At 49.1% G+C, this 16,780-nt stretch carries 15 protein-coding genes and 1 riboswitch; of the genes, 7 read left to right on the top strand and 8 right to left on the bottom strand.

Going from position 1 to position 16,780, the window contains the following annotated elements; genetic code table 11:
• Window positions 1–168: 168 nt before the first annotated feature.
• The 3 genes from V5J77_RS01020 to V5J77_RS01010 are packed head-to-tail and all read right to left on the bottom strand — an operon-like array spanning window position 169 to window position 2,877.
• Entirely contained in the window at window positions 169–1,152 is a 984-nt protein-coding gene (locus tag V5J77_RS01020) for an ATP-binding cassette domain-containing protein (RefSeq protein ID WP_338553951.1), read from the bottom strand.
• A gap of 12 nt (window positions 1,153–1,164) precedes the next feature.
• The gene (locus tag V5J77_RS01015; protein WP_338553950.1) at window positions 1,165–1,968 is read right to left on the bottom strand and encodes an ABC-2 family transporter protein; all 804 of its coding nucleotides are present in this window, start codon (window positions 1,966–1,968) and stop codon (window positions 1,165–1,167) included.
• A gap of 3 nt (window positions 1,969–1,971) precedes the next feature.
• Window positions 1,972–2,877 (bottom strand): ABC-2 family transporter protein, encoded by a 906-nt coding sequence (locus V5J77_RS01010; RefSeq protein WP_338553949.1) that lies wholly within the window; start codon window positions 2,875–2,877, stop codon window positions 1,972–1,974.
• Window positions 2,878–3,247: 370 nt separating this feature from the next.
• Between V5J77_RS01010 and V5J77_RS01005 the strand changes: the two genes are divergently transcribed.
• From V5J77_RS01005 to V5J77_RS00985, 5 genes are all read left to right on the top strand, one after another.
• Entirely contained in the window at window positions 3,248–5,341 is a 2,094-nt protein-coding gene (locus V5J77_RS01005; protein ID WP_338553948.1) for a M1 family metallopeptidase, read from the top strand.
• A gap of 15 nt (window positions 5,342–5,356) precedes the next feature.
• Window positions 5,357–6,172 carry a hypothetical protein gene (locus V5J77_RS01000; protein ID WP_338553946.1) on the top strand — a complete coding sequence of 272 codons (816 nt, stop codon included), beginning with the start codon at window positions 5,357–5,359 and terminating at the stop codon, window positions 6,170–6,172.
• A 513-nt stretch (window positions 6,173–6,685) separates the two neighbouring features.
• Window positions 6,686–6,857, top strand: a riboswitch (cyclic di-AMP (ydaO/yuaA leader).
• 1 nt (window position 6,858) lies between these two features.
• Window positions 6,859–7,329 (top strand): C40 family peptidase, encoded by a 471-nt coding sequence (locus V5J77_RS00995; protein WP_338556493.1) that lies wholly within the window; start codon window positions 6,859–6,861, stop codon window positions 7,327–7,329.
• A 134-nt stretch (window positions 7,330–7,463) separates the two neighbouring features.
• Window positions 7,464–8,900, top strand: coding sequence for a deoxyribodipyrimidine photo-lyase (locus V5J77_RS00990; RefSeq protein WP_338553944.1), 1,437 nt, complete (start codon window positions 7,464–7,466; stop codon window positions 8,898–8,900).
• A gap of 65 nt (window positions 8,901–8,965) precedes the next feature.
• A complete protein-coding gene (locus V5J77_RS00985; protein WP_338556491.1) occupies window positions 8,966–9,430 on the top strand; it encodes a GNAT family N-acetyltransferase in 465 nt (154 codons plus the stop codon).
• 48 nt (window positions 9,431–9,478) lie between these two features.
• Here V5J77_RS00985 and V5J77_RS00980 read toward each other — a convergent pair whose 3' ends face one another.
• The 4 genes from V5J77_RS00980 to V5J77_RS00965 form a co-directional block, all read right to left on the bottom strand.
• Complete coding sequence (locus V5J77_RS00980; protein WP_338553942.1) at window positions 9,479–10,690, bottom strand: aminotransferase class I/II-fold pyridoxal phosphate-dependent enzyme; 1,212 nt, start codon at window positions 10,688–10,690, stop codon at window positions 9,479–9,481.
• A 68-nt stretch (window positions 10,691–10,758) separates the two neighbouring features.
• Window positions 10,759–12,222, bottom strand: coding sequence for a PLP-dependent aminotransferase family protein (locus tag V5J77_RS00975; RefSeq protein WP_338553941.1), 1,464 nt, complete (start codon window positions 12,220–12,222; stop codon window positions 10,759–10,761).
• A 133-nt stretch (window positions 12,223–12,355) separates the two neighbouring features.
• Window positions 12,356–13,639: an EAL domain-containing protein gene (locus tag V5J77_RS00970; protein ID WP_338553940.1), complete on the bottom strand. Its 1,284-nt coding sequence runs from the start codon at window positions 13,637–13,639 to the stop codon at window positions 12,356–12,358.
• Between the two features lie 171 nt (window positions 13,640–13,810).
• Window positions 13,811–14,104, bottom strand: a complete 294-nt coding sequence (locus V5J77_RS00965) for a hypothetical protein (RefSeq protein WP_338553939.1) — start codon at window positions 14,102–14,104, stop codon at window positions 13,811–13,813.
• A gap of 163 nt (window positions 14,105–14,267) precedes the next feature.
• Between V5J77_RS00965 and motA the strand changes: the two genes are divergently transcribed.
• Both motA and motB read left to right on the top strand, forming a co-directional pair.
• Window positions 14,268–15,068, top strand: coding sequence for a flagellar motor stator protein MotA (motA, locus tag V5J77_RS00960; protein ID WP_338553938.1), 801 nt, complete (start codon window positions 14,268–14,270; stop codon window positions 15,066–15,068).
• The gene (gene motB, locus V5J77_RS00955) at window positions 15,052–15,891 is read left to right on the top strand and encodes a flagellar motor protein MotB (RefSeq protein ID WP_338553937.1); all 840 of its coding nucleotides are present in this window, start codon (window positions 15,052–15,054) and stop codon (window positions 15,889–15,891) included. Before motA ends, motB begins: the two co-directional genes overlap by 17 nt.
• 148 nt (window positions 15,892–16,039) lie before the next feature.
• Here the strand turns inward: motB and rluF are convergent, their stop codons facing one another.
• Window positions 16,040–16,753, bottom strand: a complete 714-nt coding sequence (gene rluF / locus V5J77_RS00950) for a 23S rRNA pseudouridine(2604) synthase RluF (protein WP_338553936.1) — start codon at window positions 16,751–16,753, stop codon at window positions 16,040–16,042.
• Between the last annotated feature and the right edge of the window lie 27 nt (window positions 16,754–16,780).

The following is a 16,780-nucleotide window of genomic DNA, read 5'->3' as shown; positions in this document are numbered from 1 at the left end:
CGATTGGCAGGTAAGTTCGTGTTGGTGACAGCAGCGCCTCCCCCGCCCGCTAATATCATCTGAATGCCGAAGCGCTCCATTTCCAGTTTGAAGGCTGCTTACCCTTCCATTATTTGCTTCAGAATTTTACCGGAAATGCGGTGTGCCTTTCTCCCTAGTCGACATACTCTATTTTTCTCTCGCTGCCGCAGCATATAAAAACTTCACCGCTTCCTCAATATCCGGCTCTTTCAACTGCATGTCCTTTATTTCGTAGCTATTCGAAATGATGGATATCGCATGGGCGACCGAGAGTTCATTCTTGTCAATTAAGAAGCTTTTCCTCAATCCTTCGTCGACAAGAAGCTTGAGCCTGCCATCTGTTATTTTATTGCGCTGATCATCCAAATCGACTGTAAGCACATGACCCGGATTGAAATTGTCCTTGAATCCGGCTACAGTACCGTCAAATAATACTTCGCCTTTGTTAATTGTAATAATTCGGTCGCATACTTCCTCGATGTCCTTCATATCGTGAGTAGTTAGAATTACGGTTGTTTTCTTTGATTTGTTTATTTGTCGTATAAAGGTTCTAATCTTGGCCTTTACGGCTACATCTAAACCGATCGTAGGCTCGTCCAAATAAAGTACTTTTGGCTCATGGAGCAAGGCCACCGCTAACTCTGCACGCATTCTTTGACCAAGACTCAGCTGACGCACCGGAACCCTTATGAATTCTTCCATTTCGAGCAAATCTACGTAATAATCAACATTGTTACGGAAAACCGTTGGGTTAATTTTATATATTTTTGCGAATAGATCAAAGGTTTCCTCCATCGGGAGATTCCAATATAATTGAGACCTCTGACCAAAGACGACCCCGATATTCATTGCGTTTTCCTTCCTATTTCGGTGCGGTTCTTTACCGTTCACCCGGACAATCCCAGATGTAGGTACAAGAATACCGGCAAGCATTTTTATCGTCGTAGATTTACCAGCTCCGTTCGACCCAATATATCCGACAAGTTCTCCTTCTTGGATATGAAAATTAATATTGTTAACAGCCTTCTTCACTTCGTAGTTCCTGTTCAGAATTGACTTTATAGACGAAGCAAACCCTTTTTCGCGTCTAAATACTCTGAACTCCCTTGTTACATTACTGACCTCTATCACGATAGTTCCCCCCTATGATCCCGTACTTTTGTAATGATTGACGCCAAATAACCAAAACCTATAAGCGAGTACAAAACATACAACTCCAACCACCGGAGAGAAATATTGAACGTTATGATTAAAAAAAACAAAATCATCTTTCGTCATAAAATATTGCGCGGGATAAAAATTAATAAACGCATAAGGCAGAATAAAGGTCAGAATCACTTGAACCGCCTTGTTGTAAATGGTGATTGGGTAACGAATAAAATTTTTAATTTGAAAGAAAAGAACTTCTCGCAAACCTTGCGTTTCGATGATCCAAAATGAAGGTACTGAAGTGAAAATTAACCCTGCCCCTTGAATTAATGCCCCACTAATTATCACTACGATCAGGAAAACGATATCCTTAAACGTAAAGGTCATTTCCATACCAGTTAGGCAGATGACAATCACCCCGATGGAGAGGCAAAAATGGCTTATGTACGCGCTATTGAATTCCCGGCAAACCAGGTAAAAGAAGCTATTAAGAGGCTTTGTTAACACTTCGTCGAAAGAACCATTTTTCACCATATTGCTTAGTTGAGTCGTAGGTGTGAAAACGAAAAATCCCGCTAGTGCGTAAGAACATAGATTTAAAGAGAACAAAAATAACACCTCATATGCTCCCCAACCATTGATGGATTGAAACTTATCTACCAAAATCCATAAAATCAGAAATTCAGCCCCGTAAGAAGCAAACTGAGCTAACCCTCCCATAAAAAAGGCTTTACGGTATTCGGCCACCCCCATGATCCTTAATTTGATAAATTCCAAATACAGTTGAGCGTAATGCATACGTCATCCCCCGTGTATTACTAATTTGGTTTGCACTCTAGACCATACATATTTTTCAACGAGTATAATAACCGCCAACCATCCAGATTGCATGAGAAGAACGGTTACCGATTGTTGCATTCCGTACTTCCCTAAAAAAATAGCAATCGGTTCAAAAAAAATGAAGCGGAACGGTAATGCCTGACAGATATTGAACAACCATTGCGGGTAAAACCATAATGGAACAACAGAACCTGAGAAGAGTTCGAATAAGGCACCTATAAAGAACGGAATATACCATGAGGTTTCAAGCCAAAACGAGAAAAGGCCAAAAATATAATGAATATGGAAAGCCATAATTATCCCTAACACAAGACTCGGTAGGAACAGTAATGTATTCCTCATATCCACCGATAGGGAGATGTCGAAAAACAAAAAGGTAGCCGCTATAGCAGGAATCGTGACAAATAAGGTTTGGAATACATTCGTTCCTAAGTCCTCGGATAATAAATATCTCTTAAAATTAACGGGTTTCATTAAATCCAATATGATACTTCCATTCTCAACTCTCTCTGCAATTTTCCTTCCTGCATTCGATCGCGTTAATGTCACGACGATTGCTGAGATTATTATGTAGCAAACCATTTCATTAAGATGGATATTGTCAATATTCTCTTTATTGTTGTAAAGTGCCGTCCACACATTAATTTGAATCACAAGCAGCAGAATGCTTGCAAGAATTGTGATGTAAAAGTTGAAACGAAACGCATAACGTTCTTGAAAGGCCTTCTTGAAAAATTCAATATATAGTGCCATAGCAATACCTCGCTCTTCAAAATTGGTTTTCCACGCTCTATCGACCCTCAATATTTTTGAAATTTGGAATGCTATGTGCTGCGCTGTCTTAAAATGGGCTTGGGGCTGCTTCAAGCCGGAAATTCAGCATTTATCGCCTTTAGAAAAAACGAAAGCGCTAACATTTATGAACGAGCAAAATCTCCTGCCTTTAATCCAAGCTGAAATCGAGTCAGGTTCTAGAGTAATAGACCTATTCGTCCAACTCCTCCCAAACTTAAGTGTATGTTCATCTTTTTGAAATTGGTAGTGTATAAAGTATAGCTTTTAGTTTGAATATTTTAGATCTTTTTTAGTTAGGACCACTATCGTTGCATAAAATCTTTGGGCCTCAGAAAAGTAATTTTCAGCCTCTTCCCCCTCTCTTACCAAATCCATAAGACTATTCCTGTACAAGCCGACATATATATGCTGTAGATGCTTGTCAACGGGAGGGAAACGTTCAATGACTCCAGGACCTTTCAAACGAATCGCGCTCATTTTGCTATCGGCTGTCCTGCTCGGACTGTCGCTGCATCATGGCTTCGGCAACGCTTGGCTATCCCAGTATACGTACGCCTCCGGCACCTCAGACCCGCCACTTGCTGGTTTGGCAAATAGCGCCGCAGCCCACACAACTACTGCCCCGCCAAGCGGTGCGGCCGGTATACCAGCAGGCATCCAGGCTGCACCGCAAACAGCCAAGCCGCCTGCCCCGGCAGCACCGGTGCAGCCCGACTCTGTCCAGCCTGATGCTGAGCAGACGCTCAGCAAAAGAGTCGTCCAATACAATATGCATGTTGCACTTCGAGAGGATATTAGGTATTTGGACGGCTCCCAGACCGTAACTTGGACGAATCCAGGTAAAAAAACGGTGTCCGAGCTGTATTTTCATCTGTATCCCAATGCCTTTCAATCCGAAAAATCGACGTTCATGCGCGAGTCTGGCGGCCAGCTCAGAGGCGACAAGGCTACGGTTGACGGCCAAGGCTATATGAAGCTGCTCACCTTGCAGACGTTGGAGGGCGAGAGCCTGCTTCCCCGCCTGCATTATGTCCAGCCCGATGACGGAAATACAGACGATTACACACTGACGAAGCTTAAACTTCCCGTTCCAGTCGCACCGGGCAAATCGGTAACGCTCTCCATGACCTACGAGGTTAAACTGCCTGAAGTATTCGCGCGCATGGGCTATTCCGGCAGCTTCGTCATGGCGGGTCAGTGGTTTCCGAAGCTTGCCGTTTATGAGACGGCTGGCACGCGCGGCCGAACGAATGAAGGCTGGAACGTCCATCAGTATCATGGCGATTCGGAGTTTTATAGTGATTTCGGCTTATACAGCGCCCAGATTACTGTACCAGAAAACTTTAAGGTAGCCTCAACCGGCATTCAGACGAAGGAGGCTGTGACGCAAAATGGCAAAAGCGTCTATCCGTTTTATGCCGAGGATGTGCATGACTTTGCTTGGTCCGCCTCGCCCGACTTCATATACGCGGAGGACACCTTATCCGGAACGGGCATTCCGGGCGTACGCATTAAGCTTTATATGGACCCTGCCCACGAGGGACTAAAGGACCGCTATATGCATGCAGCAAAATCGTCGCTGTCCAAATACGCGGAGTGGTACGGTGAATATCCGTATTCAACGCTGTCCATCGTCGTTCCGCCAAAAGGGGCGAATGGCGCCGGCGGCATGGAATATCCAACGCTCGTAACCGCTTTAGCTGCTGACTCCGACAACCCTGGCTACAGCTTGGAGCGAACCGTTGTACATGAGATTGGTCATCAGTATTGGTACGGAATGGTCGCATCGAACGAGTTCGAAGAAGCTTGGCTCGACGAAGGCTTTACATCGTATGCAGAGGATAAAGTGATGGAGAACGCCTATGGCGTTGAACCCAATTTAGCTATGGAGGCCAGCTATATTACAGCTCCTGCCCCGCTTAAGCAGCCTTCATGGGCCTATCACAACAGCGATGAGTATGCGGAAAATGTATACATGCGCGCCAAGCTTGTGCTGGTCGGCATTGAGAAGCAGGTCGGAGCAAAGACGATGCAAAAAATTATGCGCACATATTTTCAAAAATACAAATTCAAGCATCCAACGACGTCCGATTTCCAGCGAGTCGTCGAGCAGGTTACGAAGGAAAAATGGCAGGATTATTTTCACCAGTATGTGTATGGCAGCCTGATGGCGGATTTTTCAGTGGAGGCTATTCGAGTGAATGAAGTGCAGAAGGATGGCCAAACGGCTTATGAGTCTACCGTGCTGATCAAGCGCAATGGCGGACAAAACGGACCCATACCGCTCGTTTTCTCCTTTACCGACGGCGAAACCATTTCTAAAATATGGGACGCAGCCGAGTCTCATATGGAGTACAAGGTGATGCATGCCGCTCCGCTCGCATGGGTAGCAGTCGATCCGAAAAACAGCAATGTGCTGGACAATCGGCATATTAACAATTTTATGCGTGCAGAAGTGCCAGAGCAATCGCGCATTCGGTGGAGCCTCGGCCTGACGAAGCTTATTGAAGGCCTGCTCGCATCCGTAGGCTGGTAGAGAGGAGGTTAACAAATGAAGCAGCATATGAAGCAAGGCTGGCGGCTCGCCATCCGCCATTTCAATATCGTCATTGCGTTGTTCCTGTACCAGCTATTATGGGGACTTTTCCTTTACCGCTTTATTGATATGACTGTACTGCCGCTGCTGCGGCGCTTTCCTCACCAGCATCCGTCGGATTCGGCCGTTTCGCTGTTCCTCAGCGAGGCCCAGTTTCAATTGACAAAAACAGATATGATTACCCCCTATCTATGGCTGCTGGGCGGCCTATTCGCCGCCCGCATGCTGCTGAGCCCGCTGTTCCATGCGGGGCTGCTCTACTCGCTGCATCATATGGACGAAAAAGGCGGAACGCAGTTTCTTCAAGGCATTCGCAAGGCTTGGAAGCCTGTGACGCTGCTCTATTGGCTGCGCGCGCTGCTTATTTTCGCACCTGGCTGGTTCCTTCTGCCTCGCGCCTTCAAGCTGCTTTTGGAGGGCCATTCGCTGGGCGAGCTACTGCAAAGCACGCTGCCAGGCTTTGGCGGTTGGCTGCTGTGGAGCTTTCTCGTTCACCTGCTGCTGCTCGCCATGCAGCTCGGCGCCGCCTCCGGCACGGGCGCCATGCGCTCGCTCAGTATGGCGCTCCGAAATCTTTTTCCTTATGCCGGCCTCTCTCTTATGATGTGGCTGCTGGCTGTCGCCGCCTCGCTTTTGGTATCCGGCCTTTCCTATGCTTGGGCGGGAATGCTGGCACTCATCATGCATCAAGCCTACCATTTCCTCCGTACCTTGTTGAAGGTATGGACGCTCGCTGCCCAATACGATTGCCTGCAATCGAAGCAGCGCTGAGCGTGTTTTAAGATCATTTTAAGATCGTTTCAGGCTCCTTTTTGGCCCTTTTATGAGACCTTTTTCACCCATAAATAGGAAATTACACTTAGAAAAATGAGGGTAGTCCTCCCTAATTCTCATTTAGTATTCTCATTTTTCTAAAGTCCTTTTCATAAAAACCCCGATTGCGGACAAGAGACCGCAATCGGGGTTTTTCAGTTATTTAACATCTGTAGGCCACGCTTCTATTTATTTACCAACCCCCTAGACTGATGCTGACTAAACTCTCTAATTCTTCATTTTACGCTATAATTCTAGCCTAAATGTACGATTCTTAGCATATTGGCCGCCTATTTCTCATATAAACTGACAAAATGATTTTTTGCTTGCGAACGGTGTTAGAACGAGCATTTATTAGGCAAGAAACTTGTTTTAACGCAAAATTGAGCCAAAAGGTTACATGAGAATTATTAGAAATTCATTCATATAGGAGGAAATCACGTGAAAAAAACGAATTATTAGCGCAGAGCAAAATTAAACCAGCCTAATTTTTTATACCGCAAAGGTATAGAAATACGGGGGAACCACTTTGGGTGAATTGATTTCGATGCTTGGACGGCTTGATTCAAGTGTCTTGGAAATCATAGGGAACCTTCACAACCGAACCCCACAGCTAACCTCGTCGGCACCGGAAGGAGTTTCAAATTTTGAAGAAGGTTACTGCACTACTCGTTGGTCTTGTATTAATGCTTGCTTTCCAAGCAGGCAGCGTGTTCGCGGATTCGAAGATGGACGGTGTTATCGCTGATCTGATCGGCACACCGTACCAAAGCGGCGGAACAACTACGAAAGGCTTCGACTGCTCCGGTTTTACGAAATATGTTTTCGATAAAATGGGCATCGATCTTTCCCGTACTTCCCAAGCGCAATCGAATGATGGCAGCGAAGTGAAGAAGAGTGACCTGATCGCTGGCGATCTTGTATTCTTCAACACGAATGGCAAAGGCATCTCCCACGTTGGTATTTATGTAGGGGATGGAAAGTTTGCACATTCCTCCTCAAGTAGAGGCGTTATTATTAGCAAACTTAGCGAGTCTTATTACGCTGATCGTTACGTGACAGCTACACGCATTATGAGCCAAGACGCTTACGACAAGTACGCAAGCGAGCAATAGAGCCAGACCATGCTTTTTTCGCTTACATAACGAAAAGCTGCTGTCTCAATCAGTAAAGCCGCAGTTGTTTGTCCTTGGACAAATAGCCTGCGGCTTTTCTGTTTTCTAGCACGGACACAAGGGGGCTCGTTTCCATGTATTTATATATTCACCGCAAAGACCTGCGTTCAAACGATTTACGCTGCTTTGATTACGTGCGCCGCTCTGGGCAGCACGGCATTCATCTGCTTATCATAGACCCGTCACTGGCGGATGGTGACCGGCTCTTGTGCCACAGCGGCAGAACCTTCTTGTCGCAGGCCGCCTCCCTAGTAGAGCAATACAAGGCGGCAGGCGAGCAGCTGCATGTGCTTTACGGCGATCCCGCCGCCATTACCGAAGCGCTGCTGCAAGCCCATCCCATTGAAGAGGTTCTCGTCCACATGGACTATACACCGTATGCCCGGATGCGAGACCAAGCGATCCAGCAGGTTGTGCACGCAGCGGGGCGTCGCTGGCTGCCGCTCGACGATGCACCGCTCGCCGATTTGGAGGAGCTTCATTCGTTTTCCAGACGCAGTGAGCCTTACAAGGTATTTACGCCCTTTTACCGCATGTGGCAGTCCTTTATGCAAAGCCATTATTCCCCTGCGGGCGAAACAACACTGAAGCAGCTGAAAACGCTGAAAAATATAGATGCCAGCATAGCAGAGCGCTTCCGTCTTCCTCGGGAGCATCCGGCTGCGTCAGCCTTTTTGCGGGCAGCGGGAGCAGCGGACGCGACAGAAGCGGCGGACCGCACATCGGCTGATTCCTTTGCTGTGTTCGATACCACGGATGCTTCAATCGCGCCGACTGACTCGGGAACGCTGAGCGCAGCCGATGCGCTGGAGCAATTTCTAAGCCTCCGCTTGGCGGGCTATGAAGGCAGCCGCGACCAGTTTGCGGAAAACCAAACAAGCCAGCTGGCGCGTTATTTGAATACGGGAGCACTATCGGCAAGGCAAGCCTATGAAGCAGCACAGCAGCAGTTTGGAGCCGAGCCTTGGATTAGGCAGCTGGCATGGCGGGATTTTTTTCTCTATCAGGGAAAATATAATGAGGACTTTTACCGCTATGAGCAGAAGTTTGATTTATCCGCGCTGAACGATCAGCATTTCGAGGCCTGGAGCCGAGGAAAAACGGGCATTCCTATCATAGATGCCGCTATGAAGCAGCTTAATGAAACCGGCGAAATGCCGAATCGGCTGCGGATGGTGACCGCCATGTTTTTGACGAAAAACCTGCTGTGCCCGTTTACGCTGGGCGAGCAGCATTTCCGTCGCCAGCTGGCTGATTATGATCATACGCTCAACCGGGGCGGCTGGCTGTGGAGCTCGTCCCTCGGCTACGATGCCGCGCCGTACTTTCGTATTATGAATCCGGCCACACAGTCCAAAGCTCATGATCCGAGCGGTACTTACATTAGACGCTGGCTGCCTGAGCTTGCCCATCTGTCCGATAAGCAAGTCCACCTGCCGCAGCCGCATGCCATTGTAGATTTGAAGGCTTCACGCGCTCGCGCGATTGAGGTCTATAAGGAGATTGTGTAATTATGACAAAAGCGAGTGCAGCTTCTGGCAGAGCGAAGCGGTCATTCGGCTGGAGGGTTGGCGCAATGGATGCCTCCCATGCCCGCCAGCTGTGCGATTGGCAATACGAGCCGCCTTATGGCATCTATCAATGGCCAGCATGGGATGCCATGGAGAAGGCAGAAATGGAGTTCGCTGATCCCGAGCTTCGCCAGAAGCAATACGCTGCTATTTTAGATGACCAAGGGGAGCTCGTTGGTTTTGCACAGTTTTTCCCGCTCGGGGATGACGTGCTGCGGCTTGGCCTCGGCCGGCATCCACAGCTTTGCAGCAGAGGCTCGGGCACCGCCTTTGTTGAACTGCTGATAGAGGAAGCACGCCGACGTGCTCCACACAGCGAGCTGGATTTGGAGGTACTGACCTGGAATGCACGCGCTATTCGCGTATACGAGAAGGCAGGCTTCCGCATTACCGATACGTATATCCGCCCAACACCGCAAGGCGCGGCGGAATTCCATTGCATGGTCTACGGAGGAGAGGCAGAGACGTAGTGCCTCTTCCCCTCCTCTTGCTGCCTAACCCCTGCCCCACTACTCCAATTAACCGCCAATCCGCTCCAACTGCTGCATCTGTTGCAGGGGTTCATCCTGCCCCAGTCGGCTCATATAACTGCCTATTCGCTCCAAAGCTTCAGACAGCTTCGCTGGCGATACCGAATAGGAGCAGCGAATGCGTCCTTCGCCGCCCGGGCCGAATACATGCCCTGGCACAACAGCAACTCCTGCTTCCTGCATAAGCCGGAAGGCGAACTGCTCTGAGCTCAGCCCCGTATGGGCAATGGAGGGAAAGGCATAAAACGCCCCTTGCGGCATATGACAGGAAAGCCCCAGCCTCTGCAAGCCGCCCACGAACATCGCCCTGCGCTGCTTATAGGCCTCCTTCATTAGATCCTTGTCGGCCAATCCACTGCGCAGTGATTCCAGAGCAGCTATCTGTCCCATTATAGGTGCGCACATCGCTGTGTATTGATGGATTTTCAGCATTTGCGAAATGATTTCTACAGGGCCGCAGGCATAGCCCATGCGCCAGCCTGTCATGGCAAAAGCTTTCGAGAAGCCGCTGATGACGATCGTCCGCTCCTGCATGCCAGGCAGCGATGCGATGCTTACATGCTGGCTCTCGTAAGTCAGCTCCGCATAAACCTCATCGGAAACGACGATCAGATTATGCGCCTTCACCAGCTCGGCAATGGGGAGCCAATCCTCATAGGACATGACCGCACCCGTCGGGTTGTTCGGATAGTTAATCAGCAGCACTTTGGAGCGCGGGGTAATTTTTTCCCGCAGCGATTGTGCCGTTAGCTTGAATTGCTCATGCTCATGCGTCTCGACGTTTACGATACTGCCGCCTTGCAGCGCTACAATAGGTGAATAGGCGATATAGCTGGGAACGGGAATCAGCACCTCGTCGCCCGGGCAGATCAGTGTGCGTATGGCTAGATCAAGCGCCTCGCTGCTGCCCACCGTCACCAGAATCTCATCGTTCGGCTCGTAATTTAATCGAAAGCTGCTCTCCAAATAGGCGGCGATTTCCTCGCGCAGATCCATCAGACCGGCATTTGGCGTGTACATCGTCTGACCGCTTTCCAGCGCTCGTATGCACGCAGCGCGAACACGCTCCGGTGTTGCAAAATCCGGTTCGCCTACGCCCAGCGAAATCATATTTTCATCCTGCCCGGCCATATCGAAAAACTTGCGAATGCCCGAAGCGGGCAAGCTCTTTACAAGCGGTGAAACGTTATACTGCACCATAATGCCTGCATCCCCTTTTCAAAATAATAAAATGTACCTGCTTCGCTCTGCTCTAACTCTTTTACTGCTTATGCAAAGCCCCATAGCTGCTTTGCCGTATCGCCAATAATCCGAATACCGCGCACAATATCCTCATCCGTCACGCGGGAAAATCCTAGTCGCAGCGTATTGCTGCCCCGTCCATCCGTAAAAAAAGAATGGCCTAGGGTAAAAATTACGCCTTGCCGCGCGCACGCCTCCAGCAGCTCACGCACGCTGCAGGCTTCTGGAAATGTCACAAACAAATGCAGCCCGCCATCCCCCGAAAGCGTCTGATAGGGTACAAAAGCTTTGCACGTTTGCAGCGTCAGCTCGTATTTCCGCTTGTATTCCGCTCGCGCACGCTTCAAATATTTATGCAAATTTCCATTATGCAAATATTGATAGAGCAGCGATTGGTCAAGCGTTGAGGTATGAATGTTGCGGGCCCGCTTCATGCTTTCCAAATAATCAATCAGCTCACGGTCCGCAAGCACCCACCCGACCCGCAGGCCGGGAAACAGCACCTTCGAGAAGCTTCCAATATAAATAACGCTGTTGCCGCTGCCCGCCGAAGCGATGAGCGGCGGCATATGCGCTCCGGAGTAACGCAGCTCCTCATTAAATCCGTCCTCAATGACGGGAATTTTGTATCGGCTCATGAGCTGCATCAGCGCCAGTCGCTTCTCCATCGACATCACAATGCCTGTCGGATTATGGTAGGAGGGTACGAAATAAGCACAGTCGAACGCTCGCTCCTCCAAAGCCTGTTCAAGCTCTCCCAAATGAATGCCATCAGGCTCCATTGTAACGCCCTTAATGTCAAAGCCATGCAGCTTGAGGTTTTTAATCGCCGTATGATGGGTAGGATTTTCGCAGATCACTGCGCCGTGCTCGGGCCGGAGCGCTGCCAGCACAAGATCAAAGCCTTCTGTAAAGCCGGCCGTAATGAGCATATCCTTGCCTTGCACATCCACGCCCTTATTTTCCATATACGTCATCAGATACGCGATCAGTGGCTTATAGCCTTTGGCGTAGCCGTAGTTCAGCAGTACATGGCCTTCCACTGACATACGGCCCAGAAACGCCTGCTTCACATGATCCAGATCAAACAGCTTCTCATCCGGGGCAATACTCGTAAAAGAAATCGTATTCTTCCCAGCGCGAATGCCGCGCTTCATGAGATCCAGCTCCTCAGCAAGCAAAGCCTGCCTGCTCAGCCGCTCCTTCCACGGCAATTTCCAGAACAAGGATGGCGGGGCAATGCTGCCCGCCGAATCCTCTGACACATAGTTGCCTTTGCCTTTCAGGACATATACACGGCCCTCATCAGCCAGCTCCGAATAAGCGGCGATGACCGTATTGCGGCTAACACCGAGCAATATGCCCAGCTCTCGTGTCGACGGCAGCTTCTGATGCGGCTGCAGCGCGCCTTTTATCATCAAACGCTTCATATAATCTTTCACTTGAATGGATACTGGACGGCCTTCTATGAGCTTGAAATCATGATACACTTCTCATTACCTCTCCTTTATCTTGGCGTATGCACCCAGCCAAGCTGTACGTTTCGCGAAAAAATAGAGAAAAGGGATGAAATCATCATATCCTTTCCTCTAAATGAACAAAAGAACCACGACTACGGATTTATCATCCTGTCGTGGTTCTGCAAGCAGCGTCCTCCCGCTCCCGATCCGTCTGCTGTTCATAATCCTTCATATCTGCAAATAAAATAAGTCCGGGACCAGCAAGAATAGATATCGTCCGAATCCATTCACATGTATCCAAATCGACGTAAGCACGCGATACAAGAGTACGCTGCATCTCGCTCAGCTGCGCAATGGTAGGAATGAAGTAAGGACGCCAGCTCCAGTTCGCCCCGTAATATTCCTCCTGCCGCTCCCATTCGCCAGCCTCCACCCTGCAATAATTGGCAGATAGCTGAATGCCATCTTCCCGGCACAAATAGATACGAACGCAGCCCAGCGGCAGCTGCTCCAGCAAACCGGTAATCCATCCATTAAATTCCTCTGCTCTGCCTAGCTCGCTCTCCTGTCTGCAAATACAACCTTTATCAATGAGGGCTGCAAGCTGGGCCGCTTCCTTCTGCCAAGTCGTCTCGGAGCGCAAGCGCTGCTGAACGTATTCGGCAAGCTCAGCTTCCAGTGCTCCGGCGAAACGATCCGCCTGCTGAAATTCCGGCTCCGCCTTGGAGAAGAAGAAGCCCTGCACATAGCGGGCTCCCGCTTCAATCGCACGCACCAAATCCTGGCGCGTCTCTACACCTTCAGCCAGCAGTGACGCTCCGATCTGCTCGGCTAGCGCCGAGAAGGAGCGAAGGGCACCTAAATAACCATTGTGCGTCGCGCTCTTTTTGATCATATGAATGTCGATCTTCAATATATTAGGCTGAATATGGGCAATGCGATCCGTACTGCTGAAGCCGCTTCCCACATCATCAATCGCAATGAGGCAGCCTCTCGAACGGTATAGATCCACAATGGAGCGCAGCTCATCCATCGGGCCATTAAAGCTTTCCTCGGTAATTTCGATGACGATGCGGCGTGGATCAATCCCGTATTTATCAATCAACTGTAGCGTAAACAGCTCGCCAGATTGCCCATAACGATGAATCCAGTTCGGCTTTAAATTAATAAACAGCAGCGACTCTATATTTTCTGCACCCAGCTTGCGCATCGCCTGCTCTCGCAAAATCCGATCGACCGCAATATGATCCTCTACCGAAATGGAGACGTCTCCAAAAAACTTACCCAAGCTGCGTACGCGCTCGCCTTCACAGGCCCTGCCCAGCACCTCATATCCTATTATTGTTCTGGTGTCCATGGCCAAGATAGGCTGATAGAAGGCAGCCAGCCGCTCACCCTTAAGGCCTAGCGATTCCGGTATCTTTCGCATCGTTTGTCGGTCCTTCATCGCGTGCTCCTCTACATAAAAACGATGTCATATATTCTTCCATTGTTAAAGTTAGACCCTATTGTAGCGGAATCGACATTCGTTGTAAAGAAGCGACAGCGTTCGCAAAGTCCGATTTTCCTCCAGAAGACCGGGTCTTGAATACCTTGAATGCCTTGCTTGACCTATGCTCTAAATCAAACGTACCATGTGCGTGATATTATCGCCCTGTGCCACCTCAATGACATGATGCTTCGCGTGGTAGGAAACTTTGCCTGCGCCCACCTCGATCATCGTTTGCTCGCCTAGCCCGAAAAACACATCGTCGGCCAATGCCTCCATCACCTCTTGCTTCTCGTCTTCTCCCAGCGCCTCCCACTCCTCCTTCTCCATTTCAAAAAAGGAATAGCTGCCCTCAATCGCACTGACCGCCGTTGTAAGCTCCTTCAATATATCCGCATATTCCCTTGCATGCTTTACGCCCATAATAAGGTTCCACCTTTTCATTGATTTGTATTATTCATTTTACCGCATTTCCGCAATTTTTAATGCCTTTCTGTTTAAATCCTTTTCAGGTCTAATCTCCTTGCCCCCTTCTGTCGATAATAAAGATAGAGAACTTTCGAATTTGTATTGGACGGGGTGTATAATGAAAAATTCAACTATTATCGGTATTATTCTAGCTATTATAGGTATCTTTGGCGGGATGGTGGTAAAGGGAGCTCCAATCTCCAGTCTCTTGAATCCTGCTGCCTACATGATTATCATCTTGGGTACCGTCGCAGCTGTTATGATCGCTTTCCCCATGTCAGAGCTAACAAAAACCGGCAAGCTGTTTAAAATGGTATTCGGCACTCAGAATCTAACTTCACGTGAACAACTTATTACTCAATTTATGGAATGGGCCAGCATTACCCGCCGCGAAGGCCTGCTCGCTCTTGAAGCAAAGGTAGATGAAATCGAAGATAGCTTCCTGCGAAACGGCATGCGGATGATTATTGACGGCAACGATCAGGAATTCGTTCGCGACGTTCTGCTTGAGGACATTGCCGCTACGGAAGACCGCCATAAAGTCGGTGCGCTTATATTCACCCAAGCGGGTACCTATGCGCCTACACTCGGCGTACTCGGTGCCGTGGTTGGTCTAATTGCCGCCTTGTCGGATATGAGTGACATTGAGAAGCTGTCCCACGCCATCGCTGGTGCGTTTATCGCAACGCTGCTAGGTATTTTCACTGGTTATGTATTATGGCATCCATTCGCCAATAAGCTGAAACGACTGTCGAAGGCAGAGGTTCAAATCCGTTTAATGATGGTAGAAGGCTTGCTCTCTATCCAATCCGGCGTATCCACCATTGCAATCAACCAAAAGCTGTCGGTATTCCTGACTCCGACCGAGCGTGAGAAGATGAGGGAGAAGGAGGAAGGGGCAAGTGAGCAAAAAGCATAGGCACGAAGAACATGAGGAGCATGTCGACGAATCCTGGCTCATTCCTTATGCCGACCTGCTCACTCTGCTGCTGGCACTGTTTATCGTATTGTATTCCATGAACTCGGTCGACGTAAAAAAATTCCAGGAAATGAGCAATGCCTTCAATATCGCCTTCACGGGCGGTACGGGTCTGCTTACTGATCCGGCTGCGATTACTACGGGCGATCAAAGAGAGGTACAAGAGCCGTCTCCTGAAGATTCGTCGCAAAAGCCAGCTTCTGGCGATGACGAGGAGGACGATGCGCAGAAACGCCGCGAAGAGCTGATGAAACAGGAGCAAGAGGATCTGGAGAAGCTTAAGAAGCAGATTGATGACTACATTAAGAAAAATGGTCTCACCTCCGACCTGGAGACGAAGCTCAACCAGTCTCAGCTCATGATTACGATTAGCGATGAGGCGCTGTTCGCATCCGGCAGCTCCGAAGTGAAGGAAGACTCACGCGAGCTGGCCATCTCCATCGGCAAGATGCTCCAGCAGTATCCGGACTATGAAATTATCGTTTCGGGACATACGGACAACAAACCGATCAATACGTATCTCTTCAAATCGAACTGGGATTTAAGCTCCTCCCGCGCTGTACGATTTATGGATATTTTGCTTGAAAATAAGGAGCTCTCGCCAGCTAGGTTCACTGCCAGCGGCTACGGCGAATATCGCCCGCTTGCCAGCAATGACACCGAGGAAGGCCGAGCGCAAAATCGCCGCGTTGAAGTATCCATTATCCGCAACTATGTAGATTTGGAGAAAGCGCAGGAGCTCAAGGTCAACTCAAAAAAATAAACGAGTGGGCAAGATGAAAAAGCCGTCACTTCCGATGCATTCGCATGGAAGTGACGGCTTTTCTATAAAATACAGTCATTCGCCTATCAATATTCTATAGAGCATGAGAGCTGCGAGCTTAAGCCCCTCCGCTTCTTTCAGTGACTGCTCAGCTTGTCGGTGCTGATGGCGTATAATCCAGCAGGTCAAACAGCTGCGCTTTCTCCAGCTCCGTCAAGTCTCTCCATTCGCCAATAGGAAGCTCCCCCAGTTGAATGTTCATAATTCGGACGCGCTGAAGCTTCCGCACATGGTAGCCGAAGGCTTCGCACATTCTGCGAATTTGACGGTTGCGCCCCTCCGTTAATACGATGCGGAACACGCGCTCCGCACTGCGCGTCACTTTACAGGGCAGCGTCATACTGCCCAAAATTTTGACACCCTCGGACATGCCAATGACAAACGATTCACTAATCGGACGATCCACCGTCACAATATATTCCTTCTCATGCTTGCCCTCCGAACGCAAAATCGGATTCACAACATCTCCGTCATTCGTCATGAGAATAAGCCCTTCAGAATCTTTATCGAGTCTGCCAATAGGAAAAATCCGCTCCTGATGGCGCACATAATCAACAATGTTGCCCTCAATATGCAGCTCTGTCGTACAAGTAATGCCCGCAGGCTTGTTTAGGGCAATATACACATGGCCCTTATGCTCTCCAATTCGGTTCCCGTCAATACGCACATCATCGCCATGCTCCGCTTGGCTGCCCAGAAGCGCTAGGCTGCCATTAATCGTCACCCGTCCGCCTTCAACCAGCTTGTCTGCTTCCCGACGCGAGCAATAACCGGTTTCACTAATAAATTTATTAATCCTCAACTGCACTCACCTCATCCAAGTATGCCG

This window comes from Paenibacillus sp. KS-LC4 (assembly GCF_036894955.1).
GTDB lineage: Bacteria > Bacillota > Bacilli > Paenibacillales > Paenibacillaceae > Pristimantibacillus.
The sequence above is the reverse complement of the archived record's forward strand: the minus strand, read 5'-3'. Positions and strand labels throughout refer to the sequence as shown.

Coding starts and splice junctions, on each gene's coding strand:
- motA (WP_338553938.1), top strand. CDS start 14,268: ATGAAAAATTCAACTATTATCGGTATTATTCTAGCTATTATAGGTATC.
- V5J77_RS00990 (WP_338553944.1), top strand. CDS start 7,464: ATGTATTTATATATTCACCGCAAAGACCTGCGTTCAAACGATTTACGC.
- V5J77_RS00985 (WP_338556491.1), top strand. CDS start 8,966: ATGGATGCCTCCCATGCCCGCCAGCTGTGCGATTGGCAATACGAGCCG.
- V5J77_RS01015 (WP_338553950.1), bottom strand. CDS start 1,968: ATGCATTACGCTCAACTGTATTTGGAATTTATCAAATTAAGGATCATG.
- V5J77_RS01000 (WP_338553946.1), top strand. CDS start 5,357: ATGAAGCAGCATATGAAGCAAGGCTGGCGGCTCGCCATCCGCCATTTC.
- V5J77_RS00980 (WP_338553942.1), bottom strand. CDS start 10,690: ATGGTGCAGTATAACGTTTCACCGCTTGTAAAGAGCTTGCCCGCTTCG.
- V5J77_RS01005 (WP_338553948.1), top strand. CDS start 3,248: ATGACTCCAGGACCTTTCAAACGAATCGCGCTCATTTTGCTATCGGCT.
- V5J77_RS00970 (WP_338553940.1), bottom strand. CDS start 13,639: ATGAAGGACCGACAAACGATGCGAAAGATACCGGAATCGCTAGGCCTT.
- V5J77_RS00965 (WP_338553939.1), bottom strand. CDS start 14,104: ATGGGCGTAAAGCATGCAAGGGAATATGCGGATATATTGAAGGAGCTT.